Genomic DNA, 14,465 nt, shown 5'->3' on the forward strand with positions numbered 1-14,465 from the left:
CTTCAGACTTGTGCTTATCTGTATGAAGTCTTTGGACTTTCTGGTTTTAAAAGCAGTCTGAAGACTGCATCCAATTCAGTCCAAGTTGAAGACTTGAACCAGTTCAGACTTCGTAATTCGTAACTCGTAAATCCCAAATCAATCAGAATTCGTAACTCGTACCTCGTCAATCGTAGCTCTCTTCCGACAATATATGTCATCGAATAGGTAAAATTCTGAATAAGAAATTACTTTTAGACACTTATCGTCAACAGCTATGGCAAAATCAGGACAAATCGAGCAGCAAAAAATCCTTCGGGTTTTCAAATTGATCAACTTGCTTCAAGGAACAATCGGAAAGCCCGTTCATCGCTTGGCAGAACTTTTAGAAACGGATGAGCGGACTATTTACCGCTATTTCAAACTCTTGGAGGCCTTGGGTTTTGTTGTGGTCAAGGAATTTAATAAGTACAAAATTCAAGAGCGACCGGATTATTTACCTTCCAGTTCGACTTACAGTACTTTTTCCCAGGAAGAAAATCTTTGGTTAAAAGGATTGATCGAAAGCCAAGGAAAGGGGAATTTGCTCAAGGATGCCGTGTTGCAAAAACTTCAATTAAAGTCAGAAGTGAAGCAAGGGGTGGAGCATTTGTTCAAAGCTAATTTGGGTCGTTTGGTCGATTTGATTAGTCAAGGAATTTCTCAGAAAAAGCGCATTTGGCTCAAAGACTATTATTCATTAAGCAGTGATACGGTGAGCGATCGATTAATCGAACCTGTAGGATTTTCAACGGATTATGAATTGATCCATGCCTTTGAGGTGGAAAGCAAATCCATGAAAGTCTTCAAAATAGAACGAATTGGAGAGGTAGTTTTGGCAACTGAGGATTGGAAATTTGAAACAAAGCACGAATTGCCGGAGCAGACACTCTTTGGGTTCTCGGGAAAGCGAAAGTTTCATGTCAAACTCAAGCTCAGCAAAAAAGCCTATCAATTGATGCAGGAAGAATTTCCAAACGCACTGCCCTTTATGCTTATCAAAAATCGGAATCAGTACTTTTTCGAAGGAGAGGTTCCTCAACTCCCGGGATTGGCTCGTTTTATTTTAGGCTTACCAGGTGAAATCAAAGTTGAAGAAGGAGAGGAATTAAAGGCCTATTTGAAAGAACAAGTCAGCAAGTTTAACCTTTAATCTTTAGCTTAAACAAGAAAGAAAAAGCCCGATAATTTAGAATTACCGGGCTTTTTACGTTTACCAAACTCCTCTGGCTTTCATTTTTAGGGTATAGACCGAACCCATTGCGGTGATAAATAGCGTCCTTCGATCTAGCGCCCCAAAGGTCACATTCGCCGTCCAATTTTCAGGAACAGGAATATGGGCAATCTGCTCTCCTCGGGAATTAAAAACGGTGACTCCCTTTCCGGTCAGATACACATTTCCTCGATCATCGAGAGTCATTCCATCTGAACCCATTTCACAGAAAAGGGTCTTATTGGTTAAGTAGCCATCTTCTTGGATATCGTATTTCCAGGTCTTTTTATCTCCAATGTCCGCCACATAAAGGGTTTTTCCATCGGGAGTTCCGATGATGCCGTTGGGCTGTTTTAAGTCTTCCGCTACTCGGAAAAGTTCGGAGCGATCAGCGGAAAGAAAATAAACATGCTGACCGTCTTGTTCAGACTCTTTGCCACGAATTCCCTCCCAATAAGGTCTAGGATAAAGTGGGTCTGTAAAGTACAATCCTCCTTTAGGTCTTACCCAGATATCATTGGGACCGTTTAGTTTTTTGCTACGAAATGAAGGAACCAACACTTTTTCTTTTCCGGTAAAAGGATCGATTTCCCATAGCTCATTATTCAAGTCTGCCGCAGCAATCAACTTCCCATCCAATTGAAAATAAAGCCCATTGGATCGACCGGCTCCTTCTTTGAATAGGGTGATTTGATTGCTATTGGGGTTCCATTTATAAATTTTATCGTTGGGCTGATCGGTAAAAAATACATCACCTTGGCGGTTGATTGCAGGACCTTCAGTAAAACTAAAGCCATCCTGAACTTTGGTCAATTCAGCTCCTTTGGCTACAATTCCTTTTTTGTCATCAATCTGGGCATGCAGGTAATTGCTTCCTAAAAGAAGGGTGGAAAATAGAATTCCGGTAAGCAGGGTTTTCTTCATGGGTTTATGGTTTTTCGACGCGATTAAGTACTAAAATCAATTTATTAAGTTCAGCGCTGTAGGCCATTCTGGTAATGGTTTGATGAGTTGTAGCTGCTATTTTTCCCAAGGATTTCCAGTTTTGATCTTTGGGATTGAGGAGAAATAACTCATTTCCTAGTGCCATTAGTAGGTGGTTTTTATCGATCCAAATAAAATCTTGAGAACCGGACAAGGTAGCTCCAAGGGTTGTTGTTTTTCCATTCTTTAAATCTATACTTTTGATCGCATAGGATTTTGAATCAGAACTTGACTTAAGGTCATTTTGATCAATATAACTGACCTGATTTGTTTTAGGTCGGGTTTTAATTGTTCTTCCAATGTTGGTAGATAGCTCTTGAAGGTTACCTTTTCCACGAGCATAAACAAATCGATTTGGCTGACCTAGGACAAACATAGCCGCTTTATTATCATACCAATCGTAATATCCCACTGGGGCGATATCATCATACAGCAATTCGGGCGCATCCCCAGTGATGGGATAAAGCCAAAGCCGCTGAGTCCCGTCAGGTTCGACGACTACCGCTGAGATATATTGCTTACAATCTGTAAGAGACGGTGAATATTCACTTCGATCTGCTGTTTTCGAGAAGTTGGTAAAATTTCCAGTTCGGAAACTGTACAAGATGATATCGTGGTTTCCTTTTTCATCCGCGGCAGAGAAAACCAACTCTGCATCATTGATAAAATTGGGCTGATTATCGTAAAGTGGGCGGTTGGTTAAGGGCTTTGCGGTTTCAAATTTGGGACGGAAGGAATCACCGCTACCTTCGGTATCTACTACCCAAAGATCAGTTGCGACTTGGGCTTTGATACTGAAAAAGGAAATTAAAATCAGGAGAAAAGAGAGTGATATACTTTTTTGCATGGATTAATCGACTTCGGGCAACCAAAATACAAAATGGTGGTTAGAATGACGTGAACAAATTACAGCTTTACACGAATTCCGAATTTGATCCCTTGAGATTACGTCAGGATCCATTGGCGGATCAAGCGGTCAAAAGTTTAATCGGAAATCCCGATTGGATTACGACCATCAATAATTGGGAGTACATTCCGACTACCTTACCCGAGGAGTTTAATGTTGAGTTGACTGAGTTTTTTACTTTTTATCTCCAAAGATTAGATCATGCACAAGAAAAAGATTTAAAGCCTGGGCAGGATTTTTTTGCTCAAAAAGGGGATTTGTATTTAGCGATGTTGGGCTTTTATTCGCTGCCCTATTGCTATGCATTTGGAGATGGAGCAGAGGTATTGGTTCGATCTCAACGGATTGTGAACCAGATAGGAGAGCGACTTGGAGAAACAGGCTCCTTCGTATTGGGACTATTTGAGCCAGGTGCATTCTATCAATTGAAATCCACGTTTTTGCTAGTGGCCAAAGTGAGACTAATTCATGCCTTTAGTCGCTATTTTATTAAGCACTATGCATCAGATTGGAAGATTGAATATGGTCAGCCAGTTAATCAGGAAGATATGCTTGGAACCAATTTGGCCTTTAGCTTTATCGTTCTCCGTGGAATGATCAAGATGGGTAAAAACCCTTCTGAAAATGAGCAACAGGCTGTTCTTCGCTATTGGAAATGGATCGGGGAGTTGATGGGAATCGACATCAGCTATTGGCCGGAATCGTCCAAAGAAGCCTTTGAACTGGATAAATTGATTCGAAGACGACAGTTGAAGAAATCGGAAGCAGGCAAAGTACTCATCAATTCGTTGGTTCGATTTTATGAGCAAACGATTCCTGATGACCTTTTAAAATCACAACTGAATGGAATCCTGAGCTTCTTTCTTGGGAAAGAGGCCGCAGAAGCCTTGGGATTGTCTGAACGAATTGAAATTTCGGGGGATATTTTGGGTTGGATGTTTGGATACCTAGGTTGGAAAAACTATGGAGGGAAAAAAGGATTCTCTGCTATCCGCCAAAACCTCGAGCTTCAACATAAACGACAGTTTGGACGTGTGCTTGGAATTCAACTTCCAGCACTTACTCGTTCATAAACGGACACTTTTTTGTACGCAATTCATGCAGTTCTTTTTAATAAAGGCCTAAAACAAGCATTTTATGGCCTATTTGTGTGCTGGCACCTTTTTCGTACTTTCCCAGTCATGAAAGAAATTCGCCACTGGTTGACTCGCATTCCCTTGGAATTGATCTTTTGGATCGCAAGCATTATCGCGATTCTGACGATCAATCCAGATGCAGGACATCACTTCAGCCTTTGCCCGCTGGATAGCTTGGGATTTGATTGGTGTCCGGGATGTGGATTGGGTAGGTCGATGAACCTCCTCGCGCGGGGAGATTTTCAGGCCTCATGGTCTATGCATCCCTTGGCCATGCTCGCCTTTGGTGTCATCTTTCATCGAATTTGGACTTTAATCAAAAACCTAAAAACAACACACTATTATGGCTAATGTATTGAGACATCTCCCTGAACTTGAAGGTATGGAATTGGGCTATATCCAGGGATTGATGAAAAATATGGATGAAGATCAAGCTTCTTTGTTTGCACAAGTATATCGTGCGAGACGAAAAGATGCCCAAATGATTTTGATCTTGACTTTGCTAGGTTTCTTTGGATTTGCAGGTTTGCATAGATTCACCTTGGGTCAAGTGGGACTAGGGATCCTTTATATATTAACCTTAGGTCTTTGCTTTATTGGTACCATTGTAGACTTGGTAAACTATAAAAGTTTGGCGTATGAGTACAATGTGAAAATGGCACATGAGACACTTTCCATGCTTTCGCTTCATTTTCCAAACGGTGGATCTAACGCCTAATCATTAAAATTATGAATACGCTATTTCTATTTCTGGGTGGCTTCTTCATAGGAATGATTCTTCTTAGGCTACTCATGAAAACCAAACAGCAGAATTAAAAAATTCGAAATAGGATTTAAAGCCTTTGAGCCAATGGGTTCAAAGGCTTTTTTTAATCCTTATTACCAATTTTCGTCATCATCTTCTTCCAAGTTTACTTCCAAATCTTCATTTGTTGGCTGTTCTTGGTCAGCATAAATGGCTATGAAGGAATTTACTAGTATTCCAGCAGTTCTCAATTCTTCAAAGGAGGCTTGGGAAACATGAAAAGGAAGTTCAATTACTGGATCATTTTTTCCAGAAAATGGGGGAGGAGTTTCTGAATCAAACCAGTACGGCCAAAGTGTCTTGGCGCAACTTACTCCCCACTTATCAATTGCATAGGTTTCGTTGTAAAAGTTTAAGCGCTGGTTGATGTCTTCAAAAAATCGCTCCGTCTCTGCTAAACGGATTCGAGATCCAGCACGTGATTTTCCTTTGGTTTTCAGATGTTTAATCTGAGATTTCCCTTGCTTTTGTCTGACCATGTAGGCTCGAAACACCCGATGGTCGATCAATTCTCCTTGATGAAAATAACCAACAGCAGCCTGACCTGCACGAATTAGACTTAAGGCAAAGTGACTATCCTCACGATCGGTGATGCCTTTGGAATTATCCCAAGAAACAGTCCAAGAAAGAAATAATTTAAAAAACCAACGATCTCCTTTTTCAAGGATAAGTTGATGCTTTTTGACCTCGTAGTGGACTGTATAGCCCTCTTTCCTTGAATATTCCAAAAGCTGAAAAGCTTCAATTTTGGACAGTTTTTTGGAATTGGGAATTTGCATGGCGGAGTGATAATTCAGCTTATCTTTGCAAAGAAACCACAATTCCATGCAAGAAGAAATTCAAAAGCTGATTGACCGTATGTTGGATCCCAAAGAGGAGGATGCCTATTATTTTGCGGATAAACTCGGAGCAATGGCTGATGAAGCCACCAAGGATCATTTGATCGCTTTGGTAAAGGGAGACCATTGGGAGTCGGCTTTCTTGGCTTGTCGTGCGCTTTCCAAATCTACCTTTGCAGCTGAAGCATTGGAGGCCATCTTTGAGATTATTTTTGATCGAAAGAACAAATCTCATCAAGGTGAATTTGTTCAGATCTTGGAAGAATTTGATTTGAGTAACTCGTTTGTGGACCTATTTCGGGTCTTTCTTTTTGGAAATTTTAAAGCGTCCACCTTGGCGAAAGTCTATCTGGATGAGGTAGAATTTGAAATTACTCCAAGAACCATTCGAAAGGCTGAAAAGCATTGGAATCATTACTTGCATAATCCGGAAGATGAAGGAAGTCTGGCTTTGAAAAAAGTAGAAGTGGAACCTATGCTCCAAGAAATGAGGGAGTTATTTGAAGATTAATTGACCCTTCGCTTTCCAGAATTCTTAAAAATCCCAAAATAGCCCTACAACAATTTTACTTTTTCACGTTTGTATAAACATGAGAAAATTGGATGTTATTGGTCTTCACCATGGATTTTTTGCAGATTTTGGGTTTGAATTTCACTCGACCCAATTACAGTTTATCAAGGAATTTCCGCAAGGCTATCAAACTGTCTTTGTTCAGTTTACTGAATATCCGGAAGTCAATTATTTGGAATACAACCTTGGGGTTCGGATTCATCGGGTAGAACAGATTATTCATCGTTTTTTACCCACTTTGGGGGATTATGCGGATCGATCGGTTACGCTCATTCAATCGCCTTCCAAAATCGGGAAGCTTATTCCTGCTCGTTTCGTACTTGAAAATGATGGGCAACTAGCCGAGGCCATCATGGCAGCTGAAAAATTCTTTGTCAGCCATGGATTCCATTGGTTGGATCAAATGATTGATCCAAAGCAGCTAGAACGAGCATTCGCTGAGCGCAAGGAAAAGTCTTTTGCCTCTCACAATTTTGTGTACAACGTGTTTCGAGGGGTAACCTTAGCTCGATTGTATAATGATGCCGATTATCCAGTACTTCGGGAGATTTACTTGTCCGAAATCCAACATCGAAACATGACTCCATACACAATAGGGTCATTTTTACAGCTCTTAGCCTATTTGGATGAAGGAGACTTTTCTAAGTCTTCTTTTTAACTCCTCGTACCGCCTCAGCTTGAAGCGGATTATCAGGCCACTCATGTTTGGGATATCTTCGTTTCAATTCCTTTTTAACTTCAAAATATCCATTGGTCCAAAAACTTTTTAAATCCTGAGTCAATTGGACAGGTTTAAAGCCAGGCGAAAGCATTTCGATCAAAACAGGAACTTGACCTCGATTCACTTTTGGAGTATCCAATAAGCCAAATAACTCCTGAAGGCGGACGGATAGGAGTGGATTGGCTCCCTCGGGTTTGTAGGTAATTGGAATCAAGCTTCCAGAAGGCACTGAAAGTTTACTAGGTGCTAATTCGTCTAAGGTTTGTTGCTGTTCAAATGTGAGTTGGTGCTTTAGAATTTCAACCAAATTCAGTTTTTTAAAATCTTCATTTTTGGTAACCTGAACGATGTAGGGTTCTATCCAATTCTCTACCGTTTCAAGTAATTTTTCCTGAGTCCAAACTGGCCAAGTAGCATCTTTATTCCAGATTCTAAGACTTTCTATTCGGTTCAACAGCTGCCAAACATCCTCATTCCAATCCAATAAAAACTGACCTTCTTCTTTCAAGGCTTCTAGAATCGCTTCCTTTGCTGCCGATGGGCTAAATTGAGTTAGGGGACGTGTGCCAAGAATAATGGCTCCAATTCGAACCTCGGATTGGGCGATAAGTCCTCCCTTTTTTCTATCCCAAGTGAGCACTTCCTTCGTTTTGACCATGGGTGCCAAATCCTTGGGGTTTAACGGAGCAGCAAGCCAAATTTTCCCCATTCCTTCACGTGCATCCACATGTGCTACTGCCAGCCAGCTTTCATGCGCCAAATCATCTTTATAGCTGATTTGAGCAATCTTTCCGTTGGAAAGTTGAAACTGAGCATTGTTTCCAGGTCGAGCAGCAGCAATTCGCTCAGGATAGGCGTAAGCCAAAAGTAAACCGGTAGCCCAAGGATCAGCAGGTGAATTTTCAGGTCCGATTTCAAACATTCTTCGATATTGGGCAGCGACTTTTTCGATTTTCTTGATTCGAGACATGCTGACACCTCGATCTCGAAATCTCCGCAAAGCATCAATTCGCAAATTGATATCTACCCCAGCATCTGGGGATAGAGGATCTCGTTCCTCTACCAATGCAGCAATGTCTGTAGCCAAAGCTAGCTGCTTCATTTTCTTGGCAAAAATAAGCATGTGGGCAATTCGAGGATGGACGGGAACTTGGTGGATTTCCTTGCCATGAGGAGTGAGTTTTCCATCTTCCAATGCATCAATTGCTTCGAGGACCTTCTCGGAATGAACCAAAGAACTGGTAGGAGGTGGTGTAAGCCAAGTCATCGATCGGATATCTTCTTTGCCCCAAGCCTTCATGTCCAATACTAATCCTGTCAAATCTGCCTCCATAAGTTCAGGAGTACGATAGTCTGCGAGTTGAGCATGCGTAGCTTTACTCCAAAGCCGATATGAATGACCCGAAGTCAAACGGCCAGCTCGACCACTTCGCTGATCTGCAGAATCTTTGCTAATTCGGTGTAAAACAAGTTTAGCCAAACCAGAGCGAGAGTCAAATCGATTGGATTTTGCAAATCCAGAATCAACCACCACTTTGATTCCTTCGATCGTTAAGGATGTTTCTGCGATATCAGTAGAAAGGACGATTTTCCTTTTTCCTAAAGGATTTGGCAGGATTGCCTTTTGTTGCTCTGAGGGTGAGAGTTGCCCGAATAAAGGGACGATCTGATCACCTGGGAGAGCTTTACGGAGAATTTCCTCTGCTTTTTTGATTTCTCCTTGACCGGGGAGAAAAACTAGAAAATCACCTGAATGAGCTTTGGCAAGCGGGATTAATTGTCTGGCGGTATCTTCTCCAATAGCAAATTCATCCACTTCTTTCAGGTAGTTGATTTCAACAGGAAATTGCCTGCCTTGACTTTGAATAATTTTCGCCCTGAGCAAACCAGACAATTCCTCCGCATCAATAGTTGCAGACATAAGCAAGATCCGAAGGTCAGGTCTTAATACCTGTTGAATTTCCCGAGCAAGTGCCAATGCTACCTCTGAAAATAGGTTCCGCTCATGAAATTCATCGAAAATGATCATTCCAACCCCTTCGAGTGCATTGTCCTGATGCATCATCCGAGTCAAAATACCTTCTGTAATTACTTCCAGTCTTGTTTTATCCGAAATCGCAGATTCAAATCGGATTCGGTATCCTACAGTTTGTCCTACTTTTTCTCCAAGCATGGAAGCCATTCGCTCTGCAATACTCTTGGTGGCTAATCGCCGGGGCTCGAGCATAATCACCTTTTTTCCAGCCAACCACACTTCCTCTAAAAGAGCTAGGGGAAGAAGGGTACTTTTACCTGCTCCGGGAGGAGCTGTGATAATCAGTGAATTGGAATTTGAGAGGTGGCTTTTGACTTCGGGAATGATTTCAGCAACTGGAAGGTCAAAAGAAAAAGGGTTGAATTCGGACATGGCGCAAAGATACTGACCAAATTCTTCTCATGTGAGTGAATCCAATATTTCACTCAAAAGCCTTAAAAACAAAAATCCCGATCAGTTAGATCGGGATATGGATAAGTTAGCGATTAGTAAATCCTCGAAGTTTGACTTGGGTAAGCTTTCGCTTGGTGTCTAGTGGAAAATCTCCCTTCATCATCCAATCATAATAGCCAGGCTCTTCTTTGAGGGCTTGCTCTATGGTCTTGCCTTTATGCTTTCCAAAATTGAAGATCTCTTCTCCTTGAGAATTGAAGATAAAACGACCCGCAAGATCAACCATTTTTTCATTGACCAAATCATGGATTTTCTTCATGTCGTTTTCAAACACACCCAGTTTATTTCCTTGAAGATCTTCGACTTCCTCTCCGGCATAGCGCTCAATTTGTGCCCGGAATACATCTACTGTGGCTAGGGTATCTGCCTCAGCACTGTGTGCGTTTTCCAGCTTTTTACCGCAATAGAATTTGTAGGCAGCACTTAAATTCCGTTTTTCCATCAAGTGGAAAATCTTTTGTGCATCCAGGAGATTTCGTTTGTCTAGGTCAAAGTCAATTCCAGAGCGGAGAAATTCCTCGACCAATAAGGGAATATCATATTTCAACACGTTGAATCCCGCCAAATCAGCCTGTCCAATAAATTGGAAAACATCCTTTGCGATGTCCTTGAAATAAGGCTCATTTTTAATGTCCTTATCGTATATCCCGTGGATTAAAGAGGCTTCCAAAGGAATGGATATCCCTGGATTAACCCTTCTTGTGAAAATTTGCTGCCCACCATCCGGAGTCAATTTAACAATGGAGATTTCGACGATTCGGTCTGTAGAAACATTGGTTCCTGTGGCTTCCAGATCAAAAAATGCCACTGGGTTTTTTAAGTTCAACTTCATGTGTTTTCAATTTTTGTTTTGAGTGACTCTAGGTCCATGTTATCATAGTTTCCAGAGCTCATCAGTAATAAATTCGTTTGATTGTAATCTTGAGCTAACAAAAATGCCTTTAACTCATCACTTGAGGTAAATAGCCTTAGATCTGCTCTTTGGAATCCTTTCCTCAAGGTGTCTTCATCCATTAATTCTAATTTTTTCAATGCAACAGCATGGGGGTTAAGATATATGATTGCCAAATCGGCTTCATCCATGCTGTTGGCATAGTTAGGTAGAAAGTTTTTATTCAAGGAAGAATACGTATGCAATTCCTGAACGGCAATTAAGCGACGGTTTGGAAATTGATTTTTAACCGCGTGAACCGTTGCTTTTAATTTGGAAGGGGCATGCGCAAAGTCTCGATACAAAATGCTGGATTCACTTTTAGCAAGGATTTCCTGCCTTTTTGCAGCACCCTTGAAAGATTGAATTGCTCCGTAAAATTGGGATTTACTCAAGCCAAGGCTAAGACAGATTTCCAAGGCACCTTGAAGATTTTGCAAATTATGATGTCCAAATATTGGGATTTCAATTTCTCCAAACTCAGTCTTCAAATAAGTTACTCCATCTTGAATTCGAGATGGATGAGCTTGATATGGAATTTTTTGACCTAAGGTTGAACTTTGTTCAGCAGCTTCCACCACTAATGGATCGAGTTGACAATAAATGATTTTTCCCTCTTGAGGGGTTTTATCCAGCAATTGAGAGAACTGTTTTTTATAATCTTCAAAATCTGGAAATACATTAAAGTGATCCCAAGCGATCCCGCTAAGTAGGACCGTGTCGTGATGGTAATGGAAAAATTTAGGCGTTCGATCTATGGGAGACGTCAGGTATTCATCTCCTTCGATTACAATGATTGGTGCATCAGAAAGACGAACCATCAAGTTAAACCCTTCAATCTGCGCACCTACCAAATAATCAAAATCGACTTGATTGGCTTTTAGCACATGAAGAATCATCGAGGTGATGGAGGTTTTTCCATGCGAGCCTGCGATCACCACTCGCTTTTTATCCTGACTTTGGTTGTAGATAAATTCTGGAAACGAATAAACTGGAATTCCGAGCTCTTGGGCTTTGATCAATTCGGGATTATCAATACGGGCATGCATGCCTAAAATGATGCCATCCAAGCCTGAATGGATTTTCTCTGGAAACCATCCCAATTCTGCAGGAAGGATTCCGGCACGATCCAAGCGCGTTCGAGAAGGCTCATAAATTTCATCATCACTGCCTGTGACTCGATAGCCCTTTTCGACTAGAGCGAGCGCCAAATTGTGCATAACTGCACCTCCAATTGCGATGAAGTGGTACTGTTTCATTTTTTGTAAGCTGATCCTAAAAGAGCTGAAATCGAACTGTTTTTGAATTAATCCCTGAGATTTTTTCGGTAAATTCTGACATCCACTAAAAATGATCTGGGAAATTTGCATTCAAACTTAACCATAAAAGCGGGGAACGTAGGCTTAAACAAATTCAAATTTGAGATTTTTTGCCCCTTAATTGAATTCCCTATTTTCGTTCAAAATTTTTAAGTCATGCTGCCAGATAAGTTTGCCTATTTAACCATGTCTTTGCTCTACCTAGCCGCATGGTTTGTAGTTTTTTTAAAAAGCCCTTGGAAGCGAGGGATGATAAAAGTCGGTTTAGTGGGAGGATTGATGGGGATCATTGCTGAGGTTTGGTACTTTCATGATTATTGGAAACCTCCGATGATTTGGAAAACAGGTTGGCCGGGGATCGAAGATTTCATCATTGGATTTGCCATGTTTGGAGTAGGAGGATATATCCATAGTGCATTTACCAAACGAGAAATTGATTATGAAAAACAGTCCCCTGCACAGAATAAGAGCCTTTTTTTTCTGTGGCTTTTGGGATGTTTCAGTTTGACTTTTTTCAGTTTTATCTTAAAAATCCACTCCGGATATGTCACCTTTTTTACGTTTATGGCATTGGCAGTTTATATCTGGATCCAGCGTCCCGATTTAATCGGTATTTCCTTGATCTCTGGGTTTTCAACACTTTTTATAGTGATGGTCATTTATTATCTGACCTTCGGAATTTTATTTCCGGACTTTTGGGATCGGTATGGGATGCTCAACGATGAACCGATTTTGGGGTATAAAATTTTCCAAATTCCTGTTTCCGAGATGCTTTGGCACTTTAGCTGGGCAATTCTCTGCTCCATGTTTAGAGGTTATCGAAATGGAGTGTATTACAAAGTCAAATTCCAATCCGAGGTCTGATTTTTGCGGATCTTAACCTGTTGATAAGTTTTGGAAAAATTGTTCAAAACTCTTCACGCATTGCGAATACATTTGTCATATGTCTGAAAATACGAATCCCTCTCGAATCACCCGAAAAAAGCCAACCTACGAAAATCCAACCCAATTGATGGGGAAAGTTCCACCTCAAGCGGTCGACTTGGAAGAAGCCGTATTGGGAGCTTTAATGCTGGAAAAAGATGCTTTGACCAATGTCATCGACATCCTGAAGGTGGAGAGCTTTTATAAAGATGCCCATAAAGTTATTTTTCAGGCTATTCTAGACTTGTTTGGAGAAAGCCAACCTATTGATCTCCTTACTGTAACTACTCAGTTAAGACGAAATCGAACGCTAGAAATCGCCGGTGGTGCATTTTATGTCACGGAATTAACTTCCAAAGTAGCTTCTGCTGCCAATATTGAGTTTCACGCCAGAATTATTACGGAGCAAGCCATCAAACGAGACTTGATTCGTATTTCATCCGATATTCAAAAGGATGCCTTCGAGGAAACCACCGATGTCTTTGAGCTTTTGGATAAAATGGAGCAAAGCCTATTTGAAATTTCCGAGAAAAATATCCGAAAGAATTATTCCGATATGCGCTCCATCATGCGTGAGGCTATCTTGGAATTGGAAGAACGGAAAAATCAAAAAGATGGATTGACCGGGGTGCCTTCTGGTTTTACGGCCTTGGATCGAGTGACATCCGGTTGGCAAAAATCAGATTTGGTCATTATTGCGGCTCGACCTGCGATGGGTAAGACGGCTTTCGTTTTGTCCGTTCTTCGAAATGCAGCAGTTGACCATACCCGTCCAGTGGCTATTTTTTCTTTGGAAATGTCCGCTGTTCAGTTGGTGAATCGTTTGATTTCATCAGAAGCGGAATTGGATTCAGAAAAAATCAAGAAGGGTTCTTTGGCAGACCATGAATGGGCTCAATTAGTCCATAAGACTGCTAAGCTTTCCAAGGCTCCGCTTTTTGTGGACGATACGCCGGCGCTATCCATTTTGGAATTGCGTGCGAAATGCCGAAAACTCAAAGCCCAGCATGATATCCAGATGGTCGTGATTGACTACTTGCAGTTGATGTCTGGTGATACCAAAGGTGGCGGAGGCGGCGGGAACCGTGAACAAGAAATCGCGAGTATTTCCCGAGCCTTAAAAAAGATTGCCAAGGAATTGAATATTCCAGTTATCGCCTTGTCGCAGCTTTCTCGAGCTGTAGAAACTAGAGGAGGAGATAAGCGGCCTCAACTTTCGGATTTGAGGGAATCTGGAGCGATCGAGCAAGATGCGGATATGGTGATGTTCCTATACCGTCCTGAGTATTATGGGATTACTGAAGATGAAGGAGGAGCTTCCACGGCAGGTGTAGGAGAGGTAATCATCGCAAAGCACCGAAATGGTTCTTTGGAAAATGTCAAACTTCGGTTTATTGGTCGATACACGAAGTTTACAGACTTGGATTCAGGAATTTCGTATCCACCCAACCAAGCAGGAGAAATTGGATATTCGCACAAGTTTACCTCCAGTGCTTCTGGCGTTTCTTCTTTTGAGTCTGGAAATATGATCAAACTATCCAGCAAAGCCAATGAGGATAATATTGAAGATGCTTTCCGAGGCGGCGATGGTCCAGCTCCATTCTAATTT

General features: G+C 41.3%; 15 protein-coding genes. 8 read left to right on the forward strand and 7 right to left on the reverse strand.

Translation table 11 applies throughout. The features are described 5' to 3' along the window. Positions 1-14 precede the first annotated feature (14 nt). On the reverse strand, positions 15-200 hold the full coding sequence (locus tag AO498_RS17150; RefSeq protein WP_148660225.1) for a hypothetical protein: 186 nt from the start codon (positions 198-200) through the stop codon (positions 15-17). Positions 201-256: 56 nt separating this feature from the next. Between AO498_RS17150 and AO498_RS10900 the strand changes: the two genes are divergently transcribed. Next, a complete protein-coding gene (locus AO498_RS10900; RefSeq protein WP_067547310.1) occupies positions 257-1,171 on the forward strand; it encodes a helix-turn-helix transcriptional regulator in 915 nt (304 codons plus the stop codon). Positions 1,172-1,231: 60 nt separating this feature from the next. Here AO498_RS10900 and AO498_RS10905 read toward each other — a convergent pair whose 3' ends face one another. Continuing rightward, entirely contained in the window at positions 1,232-2,155 is a 924-nt protein-coding gene (locus AO498_RS10905; RefSeq protein ID WP_067547313.1) for an SMP-30/gluconolactonase/LRE family protein, read from the reverse strand. Positions 2,156-2,159: 4 nt separating this feature from the next. Then, positions 2,160-3,062 carry a TolB-like translocation protein gene (locus AO498_RS10910; RefSeq protein ID WP_067547316.1) on the reverse strand — a complete coding sequence of 301 codons (903 nt, stop codon included), beginning with the start codon at positions 3,060-3,062 and terminating at the stop codon, positions 2,160-2,162. A 50-nt stretch (positions 3,063-3,112) separates the two neighbouring features. On the opposite strand from AO498_RS10910, the gene AO498_RS10915 reads away from it, so the two are divergent. The 3 genes from AO498_RS10915 to AO498_RS10925 all read left to right on the forward strand — a co-directional run bounded on the left by AO498_RS10915 (position 3,113) and on the right by AO498_RS10925 (position 4,976). After that, positions 3,113-4,195 carry an oxygenase MpaB family protein gene (locus tag AO498_RS10915; protein ID WP_067547319.1) on the forward strand — a complete coding sequence of 361 codons (1,083 nt, stop codon included), beginning with the start codon at positions 3,113-3,115 and terminating at the stop codon, positions 4,193-4,195. Between the two features lie 108 nt (positions 4,196-4,303). Continuing rightward, complete coding sequence (locus tag AO498_RS10920; protein ID WP_067547322.1) at positions 4,304-4,609, forward strand: DUF2752 domain-containing protein; 306 nt, start codon at positions 4,304-4,306, stop codon at positions 4,607-4,609. Then, complete coding sequence (locus AO498_RS10925; protein ID WP_067547325.1) at positions 4,602-4,976, forward strand: TM2 domain-containing protein; 375 nt, start codon at positions 4,602-4,604, stop codon at positions 4,974-4,976. The genes AO498_RS10920 and AO498_RS10925 overlap by 8 nt, the downstream gene beginning before the upstream one ends. 161 nt (positions 4,977-5,137) lie before the next feature. On the opposite strand, the gene AO498_RS10930 is transcribed toward AO498_RS10925, so the two are convergent. After that, positions 5,138-5,890 (reverse strand): hypothetical protein, encoded by a 753-nt coding sequence (locus AO498_RS10930; protein WP_067547328.1) that lies wholly within the window; start codon positions 5,888-5,890, stop codon positions 5,138-5,140. Between AO498_RS10930 and AO498_RS10935 the strand changes: the two genes are divergently transcribed. Both AO498_RS10935 and AO498_RS10940 read left to right on the forward strand, forming a co-directional pair. Continuing rightward, the gene (locus AO498_RS10935) at positions 5,889-6,413 is read left to right on the forward strand and encodes a hypothetical protein (protein ID WP_067547336.1); all 525 of its coding nucleotides are present in this window, start codon (positions 5,889-5,891) and stop codon (positions 6,411-6,413) included. The genes AO498_RS10930 and AO498_RS10935 overlap by 2 nt on opposite strands. 79 nt (positions 6,414-6,492) lie before the next feature. After that, positions 6,493-7,131 carry a hypothetical protein gene (locus AO498_RS10940; protein ID WP_067547339.1) on the forward strand — a complete coding sequence of 213 codons (639 nt, stop codon included), beginning with the start codon at positions 6,493-6,495 and terminating at the stop codon, positions 7,129-7,131. On the opposite strand, the gene hrpB is transcribed toward AO498_RS10940, so the two are convergent. The 3 genes from hrpB to AO498_RS10955 form a co-directional block, all read right to left on the reverse strand. Beyond that, positions 7,115-9,601: an ATP-dependent helicase HrpB gene (gene hrpB / locus AO498_RS10945; RefSeq protein WP_067547342.1), complete on the reverse strand. Its 2,487-nt coding sequence runs from the start codon at positions 9,599-9,601 to the stop codon at positions 7,115-7,117. The two genes, AO498_RS10940 and hrpB, sit on opposite strands and share 17 nt — an antisense overlap. Before the next feature lie 106 nt (positions 9,602-9,707). Continuing rightward, entirely contained in the window at positions 9,708-10,514 is an 807-nt protein-coding gene (locus AO498_RS10950) for a 3'-5' exonuclease (protein WP_067547345.1), read from the reverse strand. Next, on the reverse strand, positions 10,511-11,872 hold the full coding sequence (locus AO498_RS10955) for a UDP-N-acetylmuramate--L-alanine ligase (RefSeq protein WP_067550428.1): 1,362 nt from the start codon (positions 11,870-11,872) through the stop codon (positions 10,511-10,513). The genes AO498_RS10950 and AO498_RS10955 overlap by 4 nt, the downstream gene beginning before the upstream one ends. Before the next feature lie 216 nt (positions 11,873-12,088). On the opposite strand from AO498_RS10955, the gene AO498_RS10960 reads away from it, so the two are divergent. Continuing rightward, positions 12,089-12,796, forward strand: a complete 708-nt coding sequence (locus AO498_RS10960) for a lycopene cyclase domain-containing protein (RefSeq protein WP_067547348.1) — start codon at positions 12,089-12,091, stop codon at positions 12,794-12,796. Between the two features lie 79 nt (positions 12,797-12,875). Beyond that, a complete protein-coding gene (gene dnaB / locus AO498_RS10965; protein ID WP_067547351.1) occupies positions 12,876-14,462 on the forward strand; it encodes a replicative DNA helicase in 1,587 nt (528 codons plus the stop codon). Positions 14,463-14,465 lie beyond the last annotated feature (3 nt).

The sequence above is a fragment of the Algoriphagus sanaruensis genome (assembly GCF_001593605.1).
In the GTDB taxonomy this organism is placed as follows: domain Bacteria; phylum Bacteroidota; class Bacteroidia; order Cytophagales; family Cyclobacteriaceae; genus Algoriphagus; species Algoriphagus sanaruensis.

Excerpts from the sequence above, each read along its gene's own strand:
- AO498_RS17150 (WP_148660225.1), bottom strand. The coding sequence starts at position 200 with ATGACATATATTGTCGGAAGAGAGCTACGATTGACGAGGTACGAGTTA.
- AO498_RS10900 (WP_067547310.1), top strand. The coding sequence starts at position 257 with ATGGCAAAATCAGGACAAATCGAGCAGCAAAAAATCCTTCGGGTTTTC.
- AO498_RS10905 (WP_067547313.1), bottom strand. The coding sequence starts at position 2,155 with ATGAAGAAAACCCTGCTTACCGGAATTCTATTTTCCACCCTTCTTTTA.
- AO498_RS10910 (WP_067547316.1), bottom strand. The coding sequence starts at position 3,062 with ATGCAAAAAAGTATATCACTCTCTTTTCTCCTGATTTTAATTTCCTTT.
- AO498_RS10920 (WP_067547322.1), top strand. The coding sequence starts at position 4,304 with ATGAAAGAAATTCGCCACTGGTTGACTCGCATTCCCTTGGAATTGATC.
- AO498_RS10925 (WP_067547325.1), top strand. The coding sequence starts at position 4,602 with ATGGCTAATGTATTGAGACATCTCCCTGAACTTGAAGGTATGGAATTG.
- AO498_RS10935 (WP_067547336.1), top strand. The coding sequence starts at position 5,889 with ATGCAAGAAGAAATTCAAAAGCTGATTGACCGTATGTTGGATCCCAAA.
- AO498_RS10930 (WP_067547328.1), bottom strand. The coding sequence starts at position 5,890 with ATGGAATTGTGGTTTCTTTGCAAAGATAAGCTGAATTATCACTCCGCC.
- AO498_RS10940 (WP_067547339.1), top strand. The coding sequence starts at position 6,493 with ATGAGAAAATTGGATGTTATTGGTCTTCACCATGGATTTTTTGCAGAT.
- hrpB (WP_067547342.1), bottom strand. The coding sequence starts at position 9,601 with ATGTCCGAATTCAACCCTTTTTCTTTTGACCTTCCAGTTGCTGAAATC.
- AO498_RS10950 (WP_067547345.1), bottom strand. The coding sequence starts at position 10,514 with ATGAAGTTGAACTTAAAAAACCCAGTGGCATTTTTTGATCTGGAAGCC.
- AO498_RS10955 (WP_067550428.1), bottom strand. The coding sequence starts at position 11,872 with ATGAAACAGTACCACTTCATCGCAATTGGAGGTGCAGTTATGCACAAT.
- AO498_RS10960 (WP_067547348.1), top strand. The coding sequence starts at position 12,089 with ATGCTGCCAGATAAGTTTGCCTATTTAACCATGTCTTTGCTCTACCTA.
- dnaB (WP_067547351.1), top strand. The coding sequence starts at position 12,876 with ATGTCTGAAAATACGAATCCCTCTCGAATCACCCGAAAAAAGCCAACC.